Raw genomic sequence first — 21869 nt, 5'->3', positions numbered from 1 at the left:
TGAAAAACATCCTGATTAAAGAGACTGGCATTTTTACATTGTGAAAAACGGAAAATCTAATACCAATATTATGTAATGAATGCTATTATAATATTTAGATTTTTTACTTTTGTGATTATAGTAGGTATAAATACAACTATCTTTAATTTCCTGGAGGGCTTTTAATTGAATAGAATTTCAATAAAGAAAGAAGTATTAGAAAGGGATAATTACACTTGTCAAATGTGTGGATTTTCTGGCGCATCGGTCAATTTAGGTATACATCATATTATACCTAAAAGTTCAGGAGGTCCAGATTCCATAGATAATTTAACAACAATTTGCAATAATTGCAACTACAGTACGCATAAACTTGCACTAAAGGAAAAAAATGTTGATAGCAAGAAATTAAACAAATGGGTCAATGAATACTTCAGCACCCCAGTAACTGGTGATTTGTATCATTACACTAACTTGAATGCTGCAAAAGGTATTTTAGATACAAAAGAAATGTGGTTATCAAATGTAAGAACAATGAATGACCCCGACGAACTTAGTTATGGTTATAGATTAATTACTATGGCGTTAGAAGAACTAGAAGGAAAGGATTTTTTTCAGCCACATCAAGAAACATTAGGAAATCTAAAAGAAGTTATGAAACAATTAGCAGAACAAAAGGTGATTGTTGGAAACGCAGAAATATACTTGACCTGTTTTTCAGCAGCCGAAAATACGATACGTCAGTGGGTTACATATGCAGACACAGCTAATGGTGTAAGTCTAAAGTTTTCTAACAAAATAAGTAAAAATAAACATGAAATTAAAGACATATTAAACAACAGGGTCTCCATGGTAGCTGCAAATAAATATGATGATGTTAAAGAAACGATTGACCTGTATAAAGAAAACTATTACGGATTTAAAGAGGTAAAATATGTAAAAGAGGACGTCGCAACAGAATCACCTTTTTTCCAAAATTTAAAATTCGAACTAATTGAACCATTAACCGAGCTTTTCTCTGACTCAGCTAATAATAGGAAATTAAATACTGCAGGACCTACCAAGTATGTCCAATCCATTTGTGATGGTTCTATTGAAAGTATTGCCACTAACTTTTTTATAAAGATGGCTTTATGGGCGCTGTCTGTAAAACATCTTCATTGGGAAGACGAAAAAGAGTGGAGACTAATATTGTTATTACATAGTCCAAAAGTCAATAACTACAATACTCATTTCTTAATCAAACCTGGTATGATGGTTCCATTTATAAAATATTTTATTTCACCGGAAGATATCTTGGAGATTTGTCTGGGACCTAAAACAAATAAGTCTATGACCCACTTAGCTTTAGACTACTATGTTAAAGCTAACCCAGTTTATAGTAAACTTAAAATTGAAGAATCTGATATAAAAATGGCTTAGCAAATAGTGATACGTATATAAGAGCTATTAAGAGTTCTCACTCATCTCCTTCTATAAAAGTCTGCCTATTTGGCGGACTTTTTGTTATTTATGTAACGGAAATGAACCGGGTGCAAATCTCGTAATTGGTAATAAGAATGGCGTGTAAACTGACAACAGTTTTGACACGCCATTTTTAATTTATGGAGTTTTTTTAGTCCTGGAAATATAAAGCGTCTTATGGTGCTAAAGCTCCCGTTACTTTAAGTACATCTATTAAAACTCTTTTTCCTCCAATATACCTTGTTATCCTTCCTAGCAGCGATAGCATAGTGATATTATACAAACTTAAAAGTCTCAGATGAAATTCCATTTGCTTCTAAGTCACTATAAAGGTACATAACGATAACTTCCTTAACAATTTCTTCTTCGCTATTTGTCCACTCGTTCGGAAGAGAAGTTGGTGCATTCACATTCCAAGATATTATATATCCAGGAACTGATGAATCATCCCAAGACACAGTAATATCTACGGTCGCATTTGCAAGCTCAACATCATCATCACCATCTCCAAACCGGTTTACAACAATCTCATAATTATATGAAAAACGATAAGTATCATTTTTTTTCAATGAACGGACATAATCGTCTTCATTTTCATAGCCATTATACATAAATTTTCCCTCCAAAAAATATAAATCGATTTATAAAAAAGCTTTCCTTTTAATTGTAACATTTTGTAATTTTATGAGTATATATTTTTTACTATCCTGATACAAAAAGAAATTGGCACAGGTCAATCCCCATACCAATTAGTTTGTCATTTTATTATAATGTACCTCAAAACGAACCCGTTAATATTATAAACAAGGTGTTTTTTTATTATTATTCCCAGTCTTCTTCAACCCTCGGGATATTCTCATTATTGTAAAATTCGTAAAACATTTCTGTTAAAAAATTTTGACGTTCTTCATTAGACTCCCATTTGTTAAGGTTCATAACAATCTCCATCATTTCTTCTGCAGAATACTTTTGCGTGTGAAACGCCTCTTCCTCCTCTTCTCTTTCTTTATTGAGACGATTTAAATACATATCATGTATTCCAACTTTTTTAGATAGAAATTCAATGTCCTTTTTAAGATTTGAAATTTCTTGTTGTAAATTTAAAATTTCTTCTGCTGTCTTCATTTCGACATCCCCCCATCAACTTTTCTAATAGTATTTTACCATTCTTGCTTTACACTTTAAATTCACTCGATATAAGAAGTTCGAGGTGATTTTATGTTTCCAACAATGGAGCAACTTATTGAACATTTGAGTAATAAAATGACTAATGAGGATATAGCAAAAATATATGGGCTCACTTTTCAAAAGGTTATACAATTAATTAAAAAACATAACATCAATCCAACTGAACTTAGAAAAGTCGATAAATTTATTGTTTATGAACACTGGTATAACGGGGAACTAGTATATGTAGGTAGTGGTGTTTGGTATAGGTGTAGAAGATATACAAATAGAAGGAACACGGAACATCGGCAACTAATGGAACAAGGAAAAATTGTATATAAGATCGTAGGGGAATTTGAGGATTTGAATGAAGCAAGAAAAGTTGAAGCTAAATTAATAAAAAGATACCATTCATTAGGACAAGTAAAATTTAATAAAAAAATTAATTATCGAATTGACGATTTTAAAGAGTAAAGGCATAATTATCAGTAGTCGTGTTATTTAAATTTCTCAGTAATTCCTTATACTGTTGGGATTATCGGTTTTATAAGCATTTTAGTTATCGACCGGACTCAAAATCGTGTTCCGTGAGGAGTATCTGTTCGACCCCGATCACCGGTATCAAATAAGGCTCAAAAGCCTTTAAAATCAAGAGATCTCACAAATTGTGGGGTCTTTTTTTTATTGATTCAACTTCATATAGCAAAAATTGTATAGGCTGACGATAAGTAACTTTAAAGAGTGCAAGAATGATAGTAAAGGATGGTGGAACAGCAAGAAGGACTTAGAGGAGAATTTTCTTCAGCTATCCCATCATATTATAGACTTATTTTTTTAAAAAAAGAAGTCAAAATTGTCTACCAATTAAGTCAATTTAGTTCCCCTGCACCTCTCGTTCATCAATTATAATTTAGAAAGCGGTTACATTTATAAAAATCAGGGAGGTGGAGTAAGAATGATTTCCAAGATTCAAACCAAGGAAATAACAACCAACCCAAACATTAAAACAAAATCGAATAGCATATTGAAAAAGAAAAACATTTTAGTTTATGCGGCTTTTGTTGGACCGGCAATATTATTTTTTCTATCTATTCAAATTATCCCTTTTATGATGGGGATTTATTATTCTTTTACATCATGGAATGGCGTTAGCTCGGTAGCTGAATGGGTTGGATTGGAGAATTATATTAAGATTTTTAAAAATGATCCTAATTTCTTCAATTCATTTTTATTTACCACAAAATTTATGGCTGCTTCTGTCATTATCAGTAATTTATTAGGTTTTGGTTTTGCGCTCCTTTTGAATGCAGCTTTAAAAACAAGAAACATCTTGCGGACCATATTTTTTATTCCAAATGTCATTGGAGGACTATTGCTCGGTTTTATCTGGCAATTCATTTTCGTAAAAGGGTTTGCCTCAATCGGAAACCTTACAAATCTTGAAGTATTTAAACTTCCTTGGCTGGGTGATGAGACGACTGCTTTTTGGGGCATAGTTATCGTATTTGTTTGGCAAATCAGCGGATATATGATGGTAATCTATATAGCGGCATTACAAGGCGTTGATAACTCTCTTTTAGAAGCTGCTAGAATTGATGGGGCATCTAATTGGAAGTTACTAACGAAGATTATCATCCCTCTTATATTGCCAGCTTTTACAATTTGTTTCTTCTTAACTATTTCGATGGCATTCAAAATTTTTGATATCAACCTTTCTTTAACCGGTGGAGGACCATTCAATTCTACACAATCGGTTGCAATCAATATTTATCAGGAAGCCTTCCAAAACAATCGTTATGGTTTAGGTACTGCAAAATCCATCCTATTCTTCTTAGTGGTTGCGGTCTTCACAACCGTTCAAGTTATTGTTACGAAGAAGAGGGAGGTTGAGGCATAGTGGATCAGAAATATACAAAACTAACATTTTTACTAGAAATAGTTGGTATTGTCTTGGCAATCATTTTTCTTATTCCCTTTTACTTTGTTATTGTCAATTCCGTAAAAGGTTTCGCTGACATCCTCATCGACGCAGCTTCTTGGCCAAAGGAGTTTTTATTCAGTAATTTCGTTAAAGTTTGGGAGATCATCAATTTTCCTAGAGCGTTTTGGAATTCATTGGTTATAACGGTGATAAGTAATATCGGACTTGTTTTGATTAGTTCTATGGCGGCGTGGAAGATGGTAAGAACTCCAGGGAAATTCAGTAAAATACTTTTTGTATTCTTTGTATCAGCGATGGTAATTCCTTTCCAGACTGTCATGATTCCTCTTATGAAGCTGGGAGGAACAGTTGGTCTTACTAATAGTATAACTGGACTGGTTATTATGTATTTTGGATTTGGAATCCCGCTCTCTTTGTTCCTTTATCATGGCTTTGTTAAAACAGTACCAATTGAGATTGAAGAATCTGCCAGAATTGATGGCTGTAGCCAATTTGGAGTGTTTTGGAGGATTGTTTTTCCACTATTAAAACCGATTACAGTGACTGTTGTCATCCTTAACACGTTATGGATCTGGAATGATTTCTTACTGCCATTGCTCGTCTTACAAGATGCAGAATTGCGAACCATTCCTTTAGCGACAAGTTCCTTTTTTGCACAGTACACAAAACAGTGGGATATGGGGCTAGCTGCTCTCGTGCTAGGAATAACGCCAGTCATTATTTTCTTTCTATTCTTGCAAAAGCACATTATCAAAGGTATTGCTTCGGGTTCGATCAAATAGTTATTAAGTTTTTGTAGCTATCTCCATAGATAACTGCGAAAATTTATATAAAAAAATAAAAAGGGAGGTCAATACTGCTATGAAACGCTTTTTACTTCTTTGTTTATCTATGATTTTGTTTGTAGGCATCATTGCTGGCTGTTCTTCAAAGAATACTTCTAGCAATGATAAACCAAAGGAAGGGTCAAAATCAAAGGATGAGGTTGTAACCCTAAACCTTTTCCAATTTAAGGTTGAAATCGCAGAACAGCTTCAAGCAATGATTAAGGAATTTGAAGCAGAGCATCCAAATATCAAGGTAAAGCTTGAAACGGTTGGTGGTGGAGCAGACTATGGCGCAGCTTTAAAAGCCAAATTTGCTTCAGGGGAAAAACCTGATATTTTCAACAACGGTGGTTTTAAAGAGTTAGAGCTTTGGAAAGAGCATTTGGCTGACCTCTCTCAAGAACCTTGGGCTGAGCACGTACTTCCAATTGGGAAAGTTCCAATGACAGACACGGATGGAAAGCTTTATGGTATGCCAGTCAATCTCGAAGGATATGGTTTTATTTACAACAAAGATCTATTTAAGGAAGCTGGAATTACGGAACCACCAGCAACAATTACAGAACTAAAAGATGCGGCAAAAAAGCTTAAAGCGAAAGGTATTACACCATTCTCTGCTGGCTATGGCGAATGGTGGGTAATTGGTCAGCATTTATTGAATATTGGATTTGCACAGCAGGAAGATCCTATTAAATATATCGAAGGATTATATGACGGATCACAAAAGATTACTGGAAATGAGCAATTTAAGAATTTCAAGGAAGTGTTAGACACAGAAATCAAGTACGCAAATGATAACCCATTAACAACGGATTATAATACTCAAGTTACACTATTTGCATCTGGTAAAACAGCTATGCTCCAACAAGGTAACTGGACGGAGAACATGATTAAGGAAATCAATCCAAACATCAACATGGCGTTTTTACCAATCCCTATTACGGATGATGAAAAAGCAGACCGTCTACCAGTCGGTGTTCCAAACAACTGGGTAGTTAACAAGAACTCTGAGCATATTGAAGAAGCAAAGGAATTCTTGAATTGGATGGTTTCATCCGAAACAGGTAAGCGTTTCATTACTGAAGAATTTGCATTTATTCCAGCATTCGATAACATCGAGCCAACTGGTTTAGGGCCTTTGGGACAATCAATTCTTGAATACTCTAAAGCTGAAAAAACAATTCCTTGGACTTGGTTCAGATGGCCGGACGGAGCAAACAAAGAGTTTGCAGCAACAATCCAAGAATATGCAGCTGGAAAAATTGATTATGACACCGTTCTAAAACGCTTTCAAAAAACGTGGGAAAACCTGAAGTAAATGAATTTGTACCCATGATGAGGGAAAGCATGTCTTCTACGAGACATGCTTTCTGTTGTATTATTACACAAAAAATATAATCAATTTCGTATGCCGAAGTCTTACATTACCTAGAACTCTATTAGTATTTAACTTTCCGGCATTCACCTATGGAAGGGGAAGCTATATACTTGATTATAAGTAGAATAGCAGGAGGGAAGTCACCACATGTTTAGATCAAGCATAAGGAATAAACTTATCATCCTCTTAATGGTTACAACAATCGTCCCATTCGGTTCATCCATTATTATCACCTATTTTCATACGAAAGAATCTTTAAAAAATCAAGTTGTACAGGAAAATAGGAATCTCCTCTATCAGGGGAAAGTTAACCTGGAAAGCTATCTAAATGAATTAAATGGACTAACCCTATCATTATATAAAAATCCAGATATCGTTAACTTTCTAAGGTCAGACAACAAAGAAGATAGTTACCAAACGCTTGGAATTATCAAAAATGTCCTGCAAACGATTTTGTATGCTGAAGATAATATTGAAAGGGTTCATATATCCATTGCAGAGGACTACTGGGGACTTTCCGCTTCCAAACAATCGACGGTAGTTTTTGTGAAAAATTTGATGGATTCTAATAAAGAATCCTATGAGAAGGCAAGAAAAAGTCCATTCAATATGTATATTGAACCAATACATACTCGGCAAGATGCAACAAAAAAGAGAGCGTTGAATGTCATTTCTATACACCGTTCATTAACGAATGTACCTGCAAATGAAGTGCTCGCCTACATTTCTTTAGAAGTGAGACCTGATAAAATTATTAAACTAAGTGAAAATCTGTATAACCAGGATACAGAGGAATTCTACATTCTAACCCCAGAAGGAGAGATGATATACAGTTCGGATGCTAATATATCTGCCAATAAAAAGAAGGAAAAATGGATCGACAGGTTAATTCTTTCTAAAAAGAATAAAGGGACGCTAGAATGGAAAGAAAGTTCATTCAACGGACTAATGATTTATGATCAACTCCCGAAAGCTAAGGGTGGATGGTTTTTGGTGAAGGCCATACCTTATTCCACTCTGTATGAAAGTGTTTTTGACGTAACGAAAATTAACATTATATTTGGGATGGTTGGTTTAAGTCTCGTCATACTAGCCACATTATTCGTATCCTTTAAGATAACATCGCCAATTCGAATCCTACTGCACAACATTCAACAAGTTGAAGCAGGTAATATGAAAGTCCATTTCGAATCATTAAGAGACGATGAAATTGGAAGATTAAGTTTTCGCTTTAAACAGATGATTGAAAAGATAAATGATTTGATAAACAGAGAATACAAACTTGAATTGGAAAACAAAACAAATCAATTAAAAGTTCTTCAATCACAGCTTAATCCTCACTTTTTATATAACGCATTGCAATCGATTGGAACGGTTGCATTAAAAAACAAAGTGCCGCAAATTTACTCGCTTGTTACTCACCTTTCTAAAATAATGAGATATGGGATGAACATGGATGAGGATATGGTGCCTTTATTCAAGGAAATAAACTATACCGAGGCTTTTTTTCTTTTACAAAAAGAACGGTTTGGTGAGCAATTAGAGTTTTCTATAGATGTAGAAGATGAGGCATTGCAGATACTCGTTCCAAAAATGATTTTGCAACCGATTATCGAAAACTACTTCAAGCATGGATTTGAAATGCGTAATGGAGTAGGAAAAATTTCGTTAGTTTGTAAAAAGGCTGAGTCAGCCTTAATCATACAAGTTCAAGATAATGGTGGAGGGGTATCTGAAAGCCGCCTGGAAGAAATTTATCAACATTGGAAGGAAGAAAACAATCGCATAGGGCTAGAAGAAACCAATATTGGATTGAAGAATATATATGTCCGTTTGAAGCTTTACTATAATGAACAAGCCACATTACAGCTCGAAAATCAAAATGAAGGTGGTCTTTTAGTAACGATTAGACTGCCGATAGATTTGGAAGGTGAGAGGCATGAAAGCAATCATTATAGACGATGAGAAACACGTCCGTGAAGGATTACTTCTTTTGGCAGATTGGGAAAAGAATGGTATTCAGAAGATTTTCGAGGCAGAAGACGGAAATGGAGCGATAGAGCTAATTTCCAAACACCGTCCTGAAATCATTTTTACAGATATGAGAATGCCTAAAAGAGATGGAATCAGTCTCTTGAAGTGGATTCACGCCTCCAATCTTATGAGTAAAACGATTGTGGTGAGTGGATACGATGATTATGAATATATGAGAAATGCAATCTATTATAAAAGCTTTGATTATATCTTAAAACCAATTGACCCAGAAATTCTCAACGAAACATTAGAAAGAGCAATAAAGGAATGGAACGAGCAGCATTCTTTAAACAAGTCGAAGATGGTGCCAGACGTTAAGACAGAGGTGAATTTTCAACTTGAGAAAGAGAAAAGTGTTATGCAAAAAATAGAAGAATACCTGAGGACGAATTTTCAGCAGGATATTAATCTCCAAGAGATTGCTGATCGTTTTTTCTTAAGCAGAGAGTACATTTCAAGGAAATTCAAGCAGGAATTTCGAGAAACATTAACCGATTATTTAACGAAAATCCGTATGGAAAAAGCAAGAGAACTAATGGGAAATCCGCAAATGAAAATCTATGAAGTTGCCTATTTGGTTGGTTATCAAAATGAAAAATATTTTAGCAAAGTGTTTAAGAAACTCGTTGGATTAACACCAAATGAATATAGGAATAAATACTCTTCTAAATTATAGAACTGGAGGTCTTAACATGGTTAATGTAACAGTTTGGAATGAGAATCGTCATGAACAGAAAAATCCAAAGGTGAGCGCAGTTTATCCCGAGGGTATACATGGCACGATTGCAGCATTTTTGGGAGAAGCGCAATTCAATGTGGGAACAGCTACCTTGGACGAGCCTGAGCATGGTCTAACCGATGAAGTCCTAAATCAAACAGAGGTTCTGATATGGTGGGGTCATATTGCTCACAATGAAGTTAAAGATGAGATTGTTGAAAAGGTGAAGCAGAGAGTACTCGATGGAATGGGACTAATTGTCCTTCATTCAGGTCATTTTTCTAAAATTTTCAAAACCCTCATGGGGACATCCTGTGATTTGAAGTGGAGGGAAGCTGGAGAAAGGGAACGTTTATGGATCCTTGACCCGAGCCACCCTATTGCTGAAGGACTGGGGGAATATATAGAGCTTGAGAGCGAAGAAATGTACGGGGAGCATTTTGATATTCCTGCTCCTGAAGAATTGCTGATGGTTAGTTGGTTTGAGGGCGGAGAGGTTTTCAGAAGTGCCTGTACTTATCGTCGCGGAAAAGGAAAGGTTTTTTACTTCCGCCCAGGACATGAAACTTATCCTACTTATTACAACAAACAAATTCAACAGGTGATCACAAATGCAGTTAAATGGGCGAAGCCATTAGATCTGCCAAATCCTGTTTATGGAAATGCACAACCGCTTGAAAAAATCAGTGCGAAATAAGGGGAGGAATGAGTAATGGAGAAAATTAAAGTTGGAATTATTGGCTGTGGCAGTATTGCAAAACATCGTCATCTTCCGGAGTATGCAATGAATAACCATGTAGAAATTATTGCTGTTTGTGACATTGTGCAGGAGCGGGCAACAGAATTCGCTAAACTTTATGATGCAAAAGCGTATTCTCATTACGAGGAGTTATTAGGAAACCCAGAAATTGATGCGGTCAGCGTCTGTACTCCTAATTATTTACACGCACCAGTTTCCATTGCAGCTCTCAATGCTGGCAAGCACGTTCTTTGTGAAAAACCAATGGCCACTTCCCAAGATGAAGCTAAGAGCATGATTGTAGCGGCTAAAAATAGCGGAAAGAAACTTATGATTGCACACAATCAGCGTTTTGTACCGTCACACCAAAAAGCAAGGAAATTGATTGAGAACGGTGAAGTTGGAAAAATATACAGCTTCCGAACTGCTTTCGGTCACGGTGGTCCAGAAGGCTGGAGTGCAGATGGAAAAGAAAGCTGGTTCTTTAAAAAGAGTGAAGCTTTTATTGGCGCAATGGGGGACCTCGGTGTTCATAAAACGGATCTGCTCCGCTTTTTGCTAGGAGAAGAAATTGTGGAAATAGGAGCTTTTGTCGAAACGAGCGCAAAAGAAAAGGCCGATGTTGATGACACAGCAGTTTGTGTCTTAAAAACGGAATCGGGAATCATTGGCACACTAGCCGCCAGCTGGTCGTATGTTTCAAAAGAGGATAACTCTACGATTATTTATGGGGAGAAGGCTATTCTAAGATTAGAGGATGATCCGGTCAATTCCTTAATTGTTCAATATAAAAACGGGGAAGTTGCAAAGTTTGAACTTGGAGGTATTCAGACGAACAATAGTGGCGGTCAGAAGAACTCACAAGTCATTAGCCATTTTGTAAATTCCATTATCCATGATACGGAACCTCTGGTTACAGGAGAAGAAGGAATGAAATCACTTCAGGTTGTTCTTGCTGCACTTGAATCGAATGAAACAAAACGAATTGTAAAAAATTAATTGAGGTGTAGCTGATGCAGAAGCTGAGAATGGGAATGATCGGAGTGGGAGGAATTGCGCAGAGCCGTCATATTCCCTCCTTCTTACAATTATCCGATCAAGTAAGTATTGAAGCCATCAGTGATGTGAATGAAGCGACCGCGAGGCTTGTTGCTGAAAAATATGGGATTTCAAAGGTGTTTTCCAATTATAAGGACATGTTCTTCGAGGTTGATGCTGTTACGATCTGTACGCCGAATAAGTTCCATGCAGAAATCGCCATTGCAGCGCTTGAGGCAGGACTTCATGTATTATGCGAAAAGCCGATGGCAATGAACGCTGAAGAATGCCTGGCAATGAATAATGCAGCTGAAAAGGCCGGAAAGATTTTAGCTATAGCGTACCATTATAGGTTTATGAAAGATTCACAAGCTGCGAAACGAGTCATTTTAGAAAATGAAATTGGCACTCCGATGGTAGCGAGAGTTAAAGCACTAAGGAGGAGAAAAGTTCCTGGATGGGGTGTTTTTACAAGTAAAGAGCTTCAGGGCGGGGGCAGTTTAATCGATTACGGATGCCATTTTTTAGACCTTTCACTTTGGTTATTAGGAAATCCAAAGGTTGTTGAAGTGACTGGTACCTCCTATAACCAATTGAGCAAAATGTCTGAGCAAGTTAATTTATGGGGGCACTTTGATCATAAGACGTTTGATGTGGATGATCATGTGACTGCCTACATTAAATTTGAAAATGGTGCGTCGATGCTATTTGAAACTTCGTGGTCTGCGAACATCATGAAAGATGAAGAGTGTGTAAGTATTTCCGGTCAAACCGGCGGGGTGGAACTATTCCCGTTTCAACTAAATCAATCCAAGCATGGGATGTTATTGAATAGTGTAGCAGACTGGGTACCAGGAGATGATGATCCCGGGATACCTCAAGCGATGAATTTTATTAACAGCTGCTTAGGTTTGGAAAAGCTTGTTGTTAAATCAGAAGATGCTTCGCAGGTAACGAGAATTATAGACGCTATCTATCAAAGTAGCGAATCAGGCAAAAGTATTCTTTTGACATAGGAGGATTCTAAAATGAAACTTGGTGTTTTCACGGTTTTATTTTCACATAAGAATTTTGATGAAATGCTTGATTATGTGAAAGCGGCAGGATTGAAGGCTGTTGAGATAGGTACAGGAGCGTATCCTGGCAAAGCTCACTGTAACCTTGATGAGCTTTTAGAAAGTGCAGACAAGCGCGATGAATATCTAGAGAAAGTCACTTCAAGAGGGTTAGAGATAAGCGCGTTTAGTTGCCATGGCAACCCAATCTCACCGGATAAAGAGTTTGCAGAAGAGTCCCACCAAGCCTTGGTTAAAACAATTAAACTGGCAAGCTTGTTGGGCGTACCTGTTGTTAACTGCTTTTCAGGGACAGCAGGAGATCACGAAGGCGCGAAATATCCAAATTGGCCAGTAGCGCCTTGGCCAAATGAATTCGGAGACATTCTGAAGTGGCAATGGGAGGAAAAGTTAATTCCTTATTGGAAGGAAGTTGGCTTACTTGCCCAAGAGCACCATGTGAAAATTGGATTGGAGCTTCACGGCGGTTTTCTCGTCCATACTCCGTATACTCTCTTAAAATTAAGGGAAGAAACATGTGAGGCAATTGGTGCCAATCTTGATCCAAGTCACTTATGGTGGCAAGGAATTGATCCGGTAGCAGCTATTAAAATACTTGGAAAAGAAAATGCTATCCACCATTTCCATGCAAAAGATACTTACATCGATCAAGAAAATGTCAATATGTATGGGCTAACCGATATGCAGCCATATGGAAATGTCCAAACACGAGCGTGGACATTCCGTTCAGTTGGGTGCGGGCACAGTCTTCAAGAGTGGTCTGATATGATGAGTGCGCTGCGGACATTCGGCTATGACTATGTTGTGAGCATCGAACACGAGGACCCACTCATGTCGATTGAAGAAGGCTTCTCACGTGCAGTTAAAAACTTGAAATCAATCTTAATTGAAGAACAGCCAACTGATATGTGGTGGGCATAGGGTGTTTGTGGAAAAATGGGAAGGTACATTAAGTCTCTTCCCATTTTAATTTTTATAAAAGTTATTGACGAATTTTAAGGAAACGTGTATTATATAGAAGTTGTCACTTCCATTCGACAAAAAACGAACATTTTCGCAAAATATACATGAATAACTAAATAAAATGCGGGTGTAGTTTAATGGTAAAACCTCAGCCTTCCAAGCTGATGTCGTGAGTTCGATTCTCATCACCCGCTCCATACATATTGTTTACAACGCAGTGTTTCGTTCAAAAAGAACGAAGTATTGCGTTTTTTATTTTGCGCATATGAAAATAGGATACCTACTGCTACAGGCATCCTATCACTTTAAATTGTCCATTACCTCCATGAATCTGAATGAACATATTCATTAATGATTCAGTTAGTTGTTCGCATTGATCAGTATTGAGAGAAGGGCGTAAGTAGATGATTTGAAGAGCATTTTTTGTATCCATTGTCACGGGCGCTCTGTCTGAATCAACAAAAGGGCTCCCAAAGGGACCATGATCATCACATGAAACTAATAGATTATGTAACGAGTTACTTCGTCCATTCAAACCAGTGTATTCATCATTCTCCTGTCCAATCTTGAGTGCAATATCTCCAGACAGTTTGGTGAGGTCATAAATGCCAATGGGTACTTGATATTGCAGTGAATAAAAGTTATTTAAATCTGTCGCACTTTGAATTGAAGGCAAGTAATTTTGTTTTTGGATGCGTCGATATAAGGCTTCTGCAGAATGTCTATAACGATTTGGATCTTTACCAATAGACTTAAATATTTGTCTCCATTCCTTGATACCCTCTAGTTCATTAACTGACTTTTCCTCAAGGTCAAAGTATAAAGATTCTTGGAATAATTGCAATCGTCCCTTTAACATCTGCGGAGAATCTCCTACACTTATTCCTTCATAGTGGATTACCCCGATTTTAAATGCTGGAATTTGGGAGCATACTTCTGATGAGATATTAATTTCCAAGGATTCCACCTCCAAATTTTCTTTTAAATAGTTTATCATAAATAAGGATTATAAAATAATTGGCACAAAGATTGAAAGGAGGCATAACCGTGAATTTTAAAGGCTTGAAAGAAGAAATCGTGGCTTATAGTAAATCCATTGGTATTGATAAAATTGGGTTTACAACTGCTGATAGTTTTCAAGAAATGAAAAATCGATTGTTGGTTCAGCAAGAATTCAATTATCAATCTGGCTTTGAGGAAAAAGATATAGAGAAGCGTGTTACGCCTTCATTGATATTTGAAGAACCTCGTTCTATCATTTCGATTGCTTTGGCATATCCTTCAAAAATGAAGGTTCATATAAAGAGTAAAAAAGGGGAGCGTCGCGGGATTTTTTGTCGTGCTTCGTGGGGTGTTGATTATCACAATATCCTAAAAGATCGTTTAATGAAACTTGAAGCATTTATTTCTGAAAAAGTGCCGGAGGCTCGGTTCAAATCGATGGTGGATACCGGTGAGCTTGTTGATCGCGCTGTTGCAGAACGGGCTGGGATAGGCTGGAGTGGAAAGAACTGTTCGATCATTACTCCAGAATACGGTTCCTACGTTTATTTAGGAGAAATGATTACGAATCTGCCATTTGATCCTGATACACCAATGGAAGACCGTTGTGGAACCTGCAACAAGTGTGTGGATGCATGCCCGACCGGAGCATTGGTTCAAGGTGGACAGTTGAATTCTCAGCGTTGTATCGCGTTTTTAACTCAGACAAAGGGATTCCTGCCAGATGAGTTTAGGAACGAACTAGGTAACCGTATATATGGCTGTGACACTTGTCAGACTGTTTGTCCAGAAAATAAAGGGAAGAATTTTTATTTTCACGATGAAATGGAAGCTGATCCGGAATTGGCTAAGCCATTATTAAGACCAATGCTCAACATAAGTAATAAGGAATTTAAGTTGAAGTTTGGTCCGATTTCTGGTTCCTGGAGAGGGAAAAAGCCACTTCAAAGAAATGCCATCATTGCACTTGCACATTTCAAAGACGAAACGGCCATACCGGAATTAATGGAACTAATGAAGAATGATTCGAGACCTGTACTCAGAGGAACCGCAGCTTGGGCGTTAGGGAAAATAGGTGGACTTGAAGCGAAAAACGCTTTGCTGGCTGCTAAAAATAAAGAAAATGACGAAGAAGTTCTAGCTGAAATTGACAAAGGCTTGAGTTTCTTTTTGATCAAAGAGAACTAGTCACTTGATATCATCGTGTGATTAGTTCTTTTTTTTAGCAGAAAAGATAATTTCTTCTCATATGAATGAAATGAGAGGAGGGATGTTATGCGGAAGCAGTTGCAAGATTTACTTAAAAGGCGTGTTGAACAGTGTGTGTCTCAAGAGAGGACGAAAGCATGGAATTGTCCTAAGATTGAAAGGAAGAAAGAAAGTTGTCTAAAGAGGAAAGCAGAAATAGTTAAATCAAAGGCTACTGGAAAAATCACTGATATTAGAGAAGAGAATGATATTTCGGTCGTTTCTTATGATGTTCATTTTCAATATTTGATTAAACAGAAGGATTTGCTTATTCTGGAAGAAGAAATCGAGCAAAGAAGAGCAGAATTTTTTAATAATGAACTTATCGAAGAATTAGAAGTGCATCCTAATCTACAAAGAGATCTGAAGGATTATTTTGTTCCATCAGATGATCGTGATGAGAGACTAAGTTATGAATACAACCGTTTACGAGCAGTTCAGTATGCTGAAAGATGGTGGAATGAGTTCAATCCCGCTTACAAGAGATTTGAAAATGATTGTACAAACTTCATCTCGCAATGTCTAAGAGCTGGCGGGGCACCGATGAGGGGAATTCCTAACCGGAATAGAGGCTGGTGGATGACGAATACATGGAGTTTCAGTTGGACCGTTGCACAGTCACTAAGAGGTTATTTAGGCTCTTCCCAAGTCGGACTGAGGTCTAGAGAAGTGGCAAGTCCTAGAGAGTTATTGCTTGGTGATATCATTTGCTATGATTTTCAAGGAGACGGTCGATTCGACCATAACACCATTGTTACAGGGAAAGATGCTTTTGGTATGCCATTGGTTAATGCTCATACTACCAATAGCAGGATGAGATACTGGGCTTATGAAGATTCAACTGCTTACACGCCTCAAATCAAATATAAGTTTTTCACGATTGTCGATGATCGCTAAACAGGTTGAATGGTTTCGGTTGAATGTTATAATAGCAGATAGAGTTTATTGATGAGGTGAAAATTGTGGCATTACATGTAGTCTTATATCAACCACAAATCCCGGCAAACACCGGCAATATAGCAAGAACTTGTGCAGGAACGGATAGTGTCTTGCATTTGATTAGACCATTAGGCTTTTCAACGGATGACAAGGCGCTTAAACGGGCTGGTCTTGATTATTGGGAGTTTGTAAAAGTGGTTTATCACGATTCATTGGAAGAATTTTATGAAAAAAACGAAGGCGGAGAGTTTTTTTACCTGACAAAGTTTGGAGAAAAACCGCATTCGACTTTTGACTATAGCGATCCAAGCAAAGATTACTATTTCATTTTTGGACGAGAGACAACTGGGTTGCCAAAAGACGTTATCGAAAAAAATAAGGAAAGAAGTCTTCGTATCCCAATGAATGATAACATTCGTTCATTGAACCTGTCTAATACCGCTGCAATTCTTATTTATGAAGCATTAAGACAGCAAAACTTTGCTCATCTAAAATAGTTATAATAAAAGGCTGTTTTCGCATTGATTGTTGTTTTCACGAAAAAAGCAACAACACGTATAAGTTCTAATTTCGTGCTCTTTTCCTCAATATAAAATTCTAAACGCTAAATCTCGTCTAGCTTTAGTATAGAAAAAGCCCTACTGCCGGCTTTTTCTTGTTCCAATAACAACAAAGTTTACGAAAAGAGCCTAATAAAAAAACTGCTGAAATATCAGCAGTTTTTTATTTTTTAGCACCTGGCTTATCATCGTATCCAGAAGTGAAAATTGCGGCTAAGAAAACGACCATGACACCAATAATCAATAGCAATTTCATATATGTAAGCCTCCTTTTTTACTGATTAAATGACATATAAGCATATTATATCCCAATTTTCTCTAAGAGTGAAGGAAAAGGACTAGTTTATTCAAAAAACATCTGAAGAAAAAATGACAGGCAGTTTCTTCGCTCGGAATAAGAATGTTCAAGTGCCCAAGCGCATAGACTTTATTAATCGTCTCTGATAATGCGACAAGGGGAGGACAAAATGGATATTCTAAAAAAGATTGAGATGTTTCGAGTTGAAGAGGAAAAGCTTCGTTGGGAAGGGACTTTCGGTGAATATTTACAATTGTTGAAAGAAAAGCCATGGGTAGGTCAATCCGCACATTCACGGGTTTATAATATGATCAAGGATGCCGGGATTGAAGAGGTAAAGGGAAAGAAAACGTACCAGTTTTTCAACAATCAACTTTTTGGTTTAGAAGAACCTTTAGAGAGACTAGTGGAAGAATATTTTCATCCAGCAGCAAAAAGACTTGATGTAAGGAAAAGAATCTTACTTTTGATGGGTCCTGTTAGTGGTGGGAAATCTACCCTCGTCACGATGCTCAAACGCGGATTGGAAGCCTATTCGCACACAGAAAGAGGATCAGTATTTGCTATTAAAGGGTGTCCGATGCATGAAGATCCATTGCACATGATTCCGCATCATCTAAGAAAGGACTTTGCTGATGAGTACGGAATCCGCATCGAGGGAAATCTATCTCCATTAAACTTAATGCGTCTTGAAGAGGAATATGGCGGCAGGATTGAAGATGTACTGGTAGAAAGAATCTTCTTCTCAGAAGATAAGCGGGTTGGAATTGGGACGTTCAGTCCATCCGATCCTAAATCACAAGATATTGCAGACTTAACGGGAAGCATCGACTTCTCGACGATTGCCGAGTACGGGTCAGAATCAGATCCGCGCGCATACCGTTTTGACGGCGAATTGAATAAAGCCAACAGGGGTATGATGGAATTCCAGGAAATGCTGAAATGTGATGAAAAGTTCTTGTGGCATTTGCTTTCTTTAACACAAGAGGGAAATTTCAAGGCAGGAAGATTTGCCTTAATTAGCGCCGATGAGCTTATTGTTGCCCATACAAATGAAACGGAGTATCGTTCATTTATTTCCAATAAAAAGAATGAGGCTCTTCATTCAAGGATTATTGTTATGCCAATTCCTTATAATCTTAAAGTGACTGAGGAAGAAAAGATTTATGAAAAGATGATTAACGAAAGTGATGTCTCTAACGTTCATATCGCTCCTCATACGTTAAGGGTGGCTGCTATGTTTACCATCTTGACGCGACTCAAGGAACCGAAGAAGGGCGATATTGACTTAGTTAAGAAGATGAGGTTGTACGATGGGGAAAATGTTGAAGGGTACAGTTCAGCGGATGTTGAAGAATTGAAAAAAGAATATCAAGATGAAGGAATGAGTGGGATTGATCCACGTTATGTGATCAACCGTATTTCTTCAACCATTATTCGTAAAGAAGTACCTTCAATCAATGCTTTGGACGTGTTGCGTTCCTTGAAAGAAGGACTGGATCAGCACCCATCCATTACTGCTGAATTGCGTGAACGCTATATGAACTATATCTCATTGGCTCGTAAAGAGTACGATAACCTGGCGAAGAAAGAAGTTCAAAAGGCATTCGTATATTCATATGAAGAGTCTGCTAAGACACTTATGGACAATTACCTTGATAATGTGGAGGCATATTGTAATAAGGCGAAGCTACGTGACCTTCTGACTGGCGAGGAAATCAGCCCTGATGAAAAACTGATGCGTTCTATCGAAGAACAAATTGGCATCTCAGAAAATGCGAAGAAAGCTTTCCGTGAAGAAATTTTGATTCGAATTTCTGCGTATGCTCGTAAAGGAAAACGATTTGATTACAATTCACACGATCGTTTAAGAGAAGCCATTCAAAAGAAATTGTTCGCTGACTTGAAAGATGTAGTGAAAATCACCACTTCTTCCAAAACTCCAGATGAACTTCAATTGAAGAAAATCAACGAAGTAGTGGTCCGCCTGATTGATGAGTGTGGCTATAACTCGACGTCTGCAAATGAATTGTTGCGTTACGTAGGTAGTTTGTTAAATAGATAATAGACTAAAAAGAGGTCGGCTGTCGCTGACCTCTTTTTGATTTTCACAAGAAAAGCAGGGCTTGTTTAAAAAGTATCAAAAACGGGAAAATACCAGTAGAGGTGATAAACATGAAGAATCCAGAATTAGATCGTAACCATACGCCAGAGAATAGTTCAATGGCTCCTAATCTAGAGGAGATGGAGAATCTCGGAAAGCAGATGGAAAACCGCAGAACCAACCAAGAATTGAAAGAGGATTATGGAAAGAAGCCAGATCCCATCCAACATGAAAAGGCAGACGAGTAACCTTTGCTGATACAGCAAGGGTTATTTTTTTGCGCTAAAGAAGGGATGCACCTTGAAAGGATAACCCATTGTAAAACATTCAGTCTTCTTCATTTCATACAAACCCTTATCAGCGCGTTGCAGGAGGCTATACAGGGTACTACTATCCGTATGGTTACGTTGCTGAGATACGAGTAATCTACCCGTTTTTAAAATTGTAACCACATAAAAATGAAAGGCTTGTCCTTCTTTAAGATTGTTTAGCCTAATTGTCAAAATAAACTGTAAATTATTCGCTGTTTCTGCATAGGATAGAGTAATTACATTTCTCTAAGGATTTTGGCACTCGCGATAATGTATGCGAAAAGGAAACTATGTGTGCAATGTAAGATAAAATTTTATAAGGAGGGGTTTAAATTGACCGATGTGAACAGCCAGCCGTTTTTAATTTCCAGAGAAGATTGGTCCCTCCACCGTAAAGGCCACGATGACCAGCAGCGCCATCAGGAAAAAGTCCAAGAAGCGATACGCAATAATCTTCCTGATTTGATTACGGAAGAAAGTATCGTGATGTCAAATGGCCGTGATGTGGTAAAAATACCAATTCGTTCTTTGGACGAATACAAAATTCGTTATAACTATGATAAAAACAAACATGTGGGCCAGGGAGACGGTGACAGCAAAGTTGGCGATGTAGTAGCTCGTGACGGGTCCGGTGATCAAAAGGGTAAAGGAAAAGGGCAAGGAGCAGGCGATCAGGCCGGAGAAGATTACTTCGAAGCAGAAGTGTCGATGATGGAACTCGAAGAAGCATTGTTTAAAGAGCTTGAGCTACCGAATTTAAAGAGGAAAGAGCAACAAGAACATCTTGTTGAAAACATTGAATTTAATGATATCCGCAAAACTGGATTGATGGGCAATATCGATAAGAAGCGGACAATGATGACTGCCTTTAAACGTAATGCGATGATGGGGAAACCGGCATTTCATCCTATTTATAAAGAGGATTTGAAATTTAAGACATGGAATGAAACAATAAAGCCTGAATCCAAAGCAGTCGTTTTAGCGATGATGGATACGAGCGGATCGATGGGAATATGGGAAAAGTACATGGCCAGAAGTTTCTTTTTCTGGATGACTCGTTTCCTTCGAACCAAATACGAAACCGTTGATATTGAGTTTATTGCTCACCATACAGAGGCTAAAGTTGTGTCAGAAGAAGACTTTTTCTCGAAAGGTGAAAGTGGAGGAACCATTTGTTCTTCCGTATATAAAAAAGCATTGGAACTTATCGAGCAAAAATATGATCCTAGTAAGTTCAATATTTATCCGTTCCACTTTTCAGATGGTGATAATTTAACTTCTGATAATGCCAGATGCGTCAAACTTGTTGAAGAGTTGATGAAAGTTTCCAATATGTTCGGTTATGGAGAAGTAAATCAATACAACCGCCACTCGACCCTCATGTCCGCGTATAAAAACATCAAACATGAAAACTTCCGTTACTATGTCCTCAAGCAGAAAGCCGATGTCTTCCATGCCATGAAGAGCTTTTTTCATAATGAAGAAAATAAGAAGTTTGCTTAAACGAAACCGACAGGCTGATGCCTGTTGGTTTTTATTATGGATTCGAAATGTGTTTTGACTATAGAGTCAAATAGTAAAAGTGAAGGCAATTGTAAGAAATGGATGCTTGTTATAACCATGGTAAAGTGATTCTAAAGGCTTCTTTGCCATTTCACAGGCCACTAGAGAGACTTTAACATGTAAATACGAAAGATCGATCAGGTTTGTTCATATACCAAAGCACAAGCATACCATTATTAAACAAATTCCAGTTAAATTATGCGGTGATTGTATTAAATGAATCAGAAAAGGAGTCCTCAAAGGCGTATTCCTTTGGGGACTCCTTCATTTTGAAAGAAAATCATATCCCAATAGAGATGCGTTTGGAGGAGATTGTTGATTCTATTAATTTTTGATATTGATAAATAAAATAATCCAACTCTTAGCTAGCTATTACAGTTCTGTCATTATTAAGCCCTAGTTTTAGTCCTTTATCGATTAAGTCCAATCTTAAGAATTCAATATAAATCCGTAATTCAAACGGTGAAAATACGAAAGTCTTTTCCATTTCAATACCTCGTTTTACAGAAAAATACAAAA

Annotated in this window: 21 protein-coding genes and 1 tRNA gene; 18 read left to right on the top strand and 4 right to left on the bottom strand. The window is 37.3% G+C overall.

Translation table 11 applies throughout. The features are described 5' to 3' along the window. The first annotated feature begins 165 nt into the window (after window positions 1-165). Window positions 166-1401 (top strand): HNH endonuclease, encoded by a 1236-nt coding sequence (locus tag BMZ31_RS05160; RefSeq protein ID WP_090830632.1) that lies wholly within the window; start codon window positions 166-168, stop codon window positions 1399-1401. A 317-nt stretch (window positions 1402-1718) separates the two neighbouring features. Here BMZ31_RS05160 and BMZ31_RS05155 read toward each other — a convergent pair whose 3' ends face one another. Together BMZ31_RS05155 and BMZ31_RS05150 are read right to left on the bottom strand one after the other, a co-directional pair. Continuing rightward, window positions 1719-2054, bottom strand: a complete 336-nt coding sequence (locus BMZ31_RS05155; RefSeq protein WP_090830631.1) for a hypothetical protein — start codon at window positions 2052-2054, stop codon at window positions 1719-1721. A 211-nt stretch (window positions 2055-2265) separates the two neighbouring features. Then, a complete protein-coding gene (locus BMZ31_RS05150; RefSeq protein ID WP_090830630.1) occupies window positions 2266-2568 on the bottom strand; it encodes a hypothetical protein in 303 nt (100 codons plus the stop codon). 93 nt (window positions 2569-2661) lie between these two features. On the opposite strand from BMZ31_RS05150, the gene BMZ31_RS05145 reads away from it, so the two are divergent. The 11 genes from BMZ31_RS05145 (at window position 2662) to BMZ31_RS05095 (ending at window position 13522) form a co-directional block, all read left to right on the top strand. Then, entirely contained in the window at window positions 2662-3084 is a 423-nt protein-coding gene (locus BMZ31_RS05145) for a hypothetical protein (protein ID WP_090830629.1), read from the top strand. A gap of 481 nt (window positions 3085-3565) precedes the next feature. Beyond that, window positions 3566-4507: a carbohydrate ABC transporter permease gene (locus tag BMZ31_RS05140; protein ID WP_090830628.1), complete on the top strand. Its 942-nt coding sequence runs from the start codon at window positions 3566-3568 to the stop codon at window positions 4505-4507. Further along, the gene (locus BMZ31_RS05135) at window positions 4507-5334 is read left to right on the top strand and encodes a carbohydrate ABC transporter permease (RefSeq protein ID WP_090830627.1); all 828 of its coding nucleotides are present in this window, start codon (window positions 4507-4509) and stop codon (window positions 5332-5334) included. Before BMZ31_RS05140 ends, BMZ31_RS05135 begins: the two co-directional genes overlap by 1 nt. Window positions 5335-5413: 79 nt before the next feature. Further along, window positions 5414-6697: an ABC transporter substrate-binding protein gene (locus BMZ31_RS05130; protein WP_090830626.1), complete on the top strand. Its 1284-nt coding sequence runs from the start codon at window positions 5414-5416 to the stop codon at window positions 6695-6697. Window positions 6698-6904: 207 nt separating this feature from the next. Further along, a complete protein-coding gene (locus tag BMZ31_RS05125; protein WP_090830625.1) occupies window positions 6905-8722 on the top strand; it encodes a cache domain-containing sensor histidine kinase in 1818 nt (605 codons plus the stop codon). Beyond that, complete coding sequence (locus BMZ31_RS05120) at window positions 8697-9467, top strand: response regulator transcription factor (protein WP_090830624.1); 771 nt, start codon at window positions 8697-8699, stop codon at window positions 9465-9467. Before BMZ31_RS05125 ends, BMZ31_RS05120 begins: the two co-directional genes overlap by 26 nt. Window positions 9468-9483: 16 nt before the next feature. Next, a complete protein-coding gene (locus BMZ31_RS05115) occupies window positions 9484-10206 on the top strand; it encodes a ThuA domain-containing protein (RefSeq protein WP_090830623.1) in 723 nt (240 codons plus the stop codon). 15 nt (window positions 10207-10221) lie between these two features. Next, on the top strand, window positions 10222-11247 hold the full coding sequence (locus BMZ31_RS05110) for a Gfo/Idh/MocA family protein (protein ID WP_090830622.1): 1026 nt from the start codon (window positions 10222-10224) through the stop codon (window positions 11245-11247). A gap of 14 nt (window positions 11248-11261) precedes the next feature. Further along, the gene (locus tag BMZ31_RS05105; protein WP_090830621.1) at window positions 11262-12302 is read left to right on the top strand and encodes a Gfo/Idh/MocA family protein; all 1041 of its coding nucleotides are present in this window, start codon (window positions 11262-11264) and stop codon (window positions 12300-12302) included. 12 nt (window positions 12303-12314) lie between these two features. Beyond that, window positions 12315-13283 carry a sugar phosphate isomerase/epimerase family protein gene (locus BMZ31_RS05100; RefSeq protein ID WP_090830620.1) on the top strand — a complete coding sequence of 323 codons (969 nt, stop codon included), beginning with the start codon at window positions 12315-12317 and terminating at the stop codon, window positions 13281-13283. Between the two features lie 165 nt (window positions 13284-13448). Next, window positions 13449-13522, top strand: a tRNA-Gly gene (locus tag BMZ31_RS05095). A gap of 89 nt (window positions 13523-13611) precedes the next feature. Here BMZ31_RS05095 and BMZ31_RS05090 read toward each other — a convergent pair. Next, the gene (locus BMZ31_RS05090) at window positions 13612-14283 is read right to left on the bottom strand and encodes a B3/B4 domain-containing protein (RefSeq protein ID WP_090830619.1); all 672 of its coding nucleotides are present in this window, start codon (window positions 14281-14283) and stop codon (window positions 13612-13614) included. An 89-nt stretch (window positions 14284-14372) separates the two neighbouring features. Here BMZ31_RS05090 and queG point away from each other — a divergent pair, with 89 nt between their 5' ends. From queG to yhbH, 6 genes are all read left to right on the top strand, one after another. Beyond that, the gene (gene queG / locus BMZ31_RS05085; RefSeq protein WP_090830618.1) at window positions 14373-15515 is read left to right on the top strand and encodes a tRNA epoxyqueuosine(34) reductase QueG; all 1143 of its coding nucleotides are present in this window, start codon (window positions 14373-14375) and stop codon (window positions 15513-15515) included. Window positions 15516-15602: 87 nt separating this feature from the next. Next, on the top strand, window positions 15603-16472 hold the full coding sequence (locus tag BMZ31_RS05080) for an amidase domain-containing protein (protein WP_090830617.1): 870 nt from the start codon (window positions 15603-15605) through the stop codon (window positions 16470-16472). Window positions 16473-16537: 65 nt separating this feature from the next. Continuing rightward, a complete protein-coding gene (gene trmL / locus BMZ31_RS05075) occupies window positions 16538-17011 on the top strand; it encodes a tRNA (uridine(34)/cytosine(34)/5-carboxymethylaminomethyluridine(34)-2'-O)-methyltransferase TrmL (protein ID WP_090830616.1) in 474 nt (157 codons plus the stop codon). Between the two features lie 530 nt (window positions 17012-17541). After that, window positions 17542-19437: a PrkA family serine protein kinase gene (locus BMZ31_RS05070; RefSeq protein WP_090830615.1), complete on the top strand. Its 1896-nt coding sequence runs from the start codon at window positions 17542-17544 to the stop codon at window positions 19435-19437. 110 nt (window positions 19438-19547) lie between these two features. Next, window positions 19548-19724: a hypothetical protein gene (locus BMZ31_RS20235; RefSeq protein WP_175478006.1), complete on the top strand. Its 177-nt coding sequence runs from the start codon at window positions 19548-19550 to the stop codon at window positions 19722-19724. A 396-nt stretch (window positions 19725-20120) separates the two neighbouring features. Next, on the top strand, window positions 20121-21290 hold the full coding sequence (gene yhbH / locus BMZ31_RS05065) for a sporulation protein YhbH (protein WP_090830614.1): 1170 nt from the start codon (window positions 20121-20123) through the stop codon (window positions 21288-21290). Window positions 21291-21711: 421 nt separating this feature from the next. On the opposite strand, the gene BMZ31_RS20890 is transcribed toward yhbH, so the two are convergent. Beyond that, window positions 21712-21837 (bottom strand): hypothetical protein, encoded by a 126-nt coding sequence (locus BMZ31_RS20890; RefSeq protein WP_302846833.1) that lies wholly within the window; start codon window positions 21835-21837, stop codon window positions 21712-21714. Between the last annotated feature and the right edge of the window lie 32 nt (window positions 21838-21869).

It is taken from the genome of Bacillus sp. cl95 (assembly GCF_900115925.1).
In the GTDB taxonomy this organism is placed as follows: Bacteria; Bacillota; Bacilli; order Bacillales; family Cytobacillaceae; genus Neobacillus_A.
The sequence above is the reverse complement of the archived record's forward strand: the minus strand, read 5'-3'. Positions and strand labels throughout refer to the sequence as shown.

Coding starts and splice junctions, on each gene's coding strand:
- BMZ31_RS05155 (WP_090830631.1), bottom strand. CDS start 2,054: ATGTATAATGGCTATGAAAATGAAGACGATTATGTCCGTTCATTGAAA.
- BMZ31_RS05150 (WP_090830630.1), bottom strand. CDS start 2,568: ATGAAGACAGCAGAAGAAATTTTAAATTTACAACAAGAAATTTCAAAT.
- BMZ31_RS05145 (WP_090830629.1), top strand. CDS start 2,662: ATGTTTCCAACAATGGAGCAACTTATTGAACATTTGAGTAATAAAATG.
- BMZ31_RS05140 (WP_090830628.1), top strand. CDS start 3,566: ATGATTTCCAAGATTCAAACCAAGGAAATAACAACCAACCCAAACATT.
- BMZ31_RS05130 (WP_090830626.1), top strand. CDS start 5,414: ATGAAACGCTTTTTACTTCTTTGTTTATCTATGATTTTGTTTGTAGGC.
- BMZ31_RS05125 (WP_090830625.1), top strand. CDS start 6,905: ATGTTTAGATCAAGCATAAGGAATAAACTTATCATCCTCTTAATGGTT.
- BMZ31_RS05120 (WP_090830624.1), top strand. CDS start 8,697: ATGAAAGCAATCATTATAGACGATGAGAAACACGTCCGTGAAGGATTA.
- BMZ31_RS05115 (WP_090830623.1), top strand. CDS start 9,484: ATGGTTAATGTAACAGTTTGGAATGAGAATCGTCATGAACAGAAAAAT.
- BMZ31_RS05110 (WP_090830622.1), top strand. CDS start 10,222: ATGGAGAAAATTAAAGTTGGAATTATTGGCTGTGGCAGTATTGCAAAA.
- BMZ31_RS05105 (WP_090830621.1), top strand. CDS start 11,262: ATGCAGAAGCTGAGAATGGGAATGATCGGAGTGGGAGGAATTGCGCAG.
- BMZ31_RS05100 (WP_090830620.1), top strand. CDS start 12,315: ATGAAACTTGGTGTTTTCACGGTTTTATTTTCACATAAGAATTTTGAT.
- BMZ31_RS05080 (WP_090830617.1), top strand. CDS start 15,603: ATGCGGAAGCAGTTGCAAGATTTACTTAAAAGGCGTGTTGAACAGTGT.
- BMZ31_RS05070 (WP_090830615.1), top strand. CDS start 17,542: ATGGATATTCTAAAAAAGATTGAGATGTTTCGAGTTGAAGAGGAAAAG.
- BMZ31_RS20235 (WP_175478006.1), top strand. CDS start 19,548: ATGAAGAATCCAGAATTAGATCGTAACCATACGCCAGAGAATAGTTCA.
- BMZ31_RS20890 (WP_302846833.1), bottom strand. CDS start 21,837: ATGGAAAAGACTTTCGTATTTTCACCGTTTGAATTACGGATTTATATT.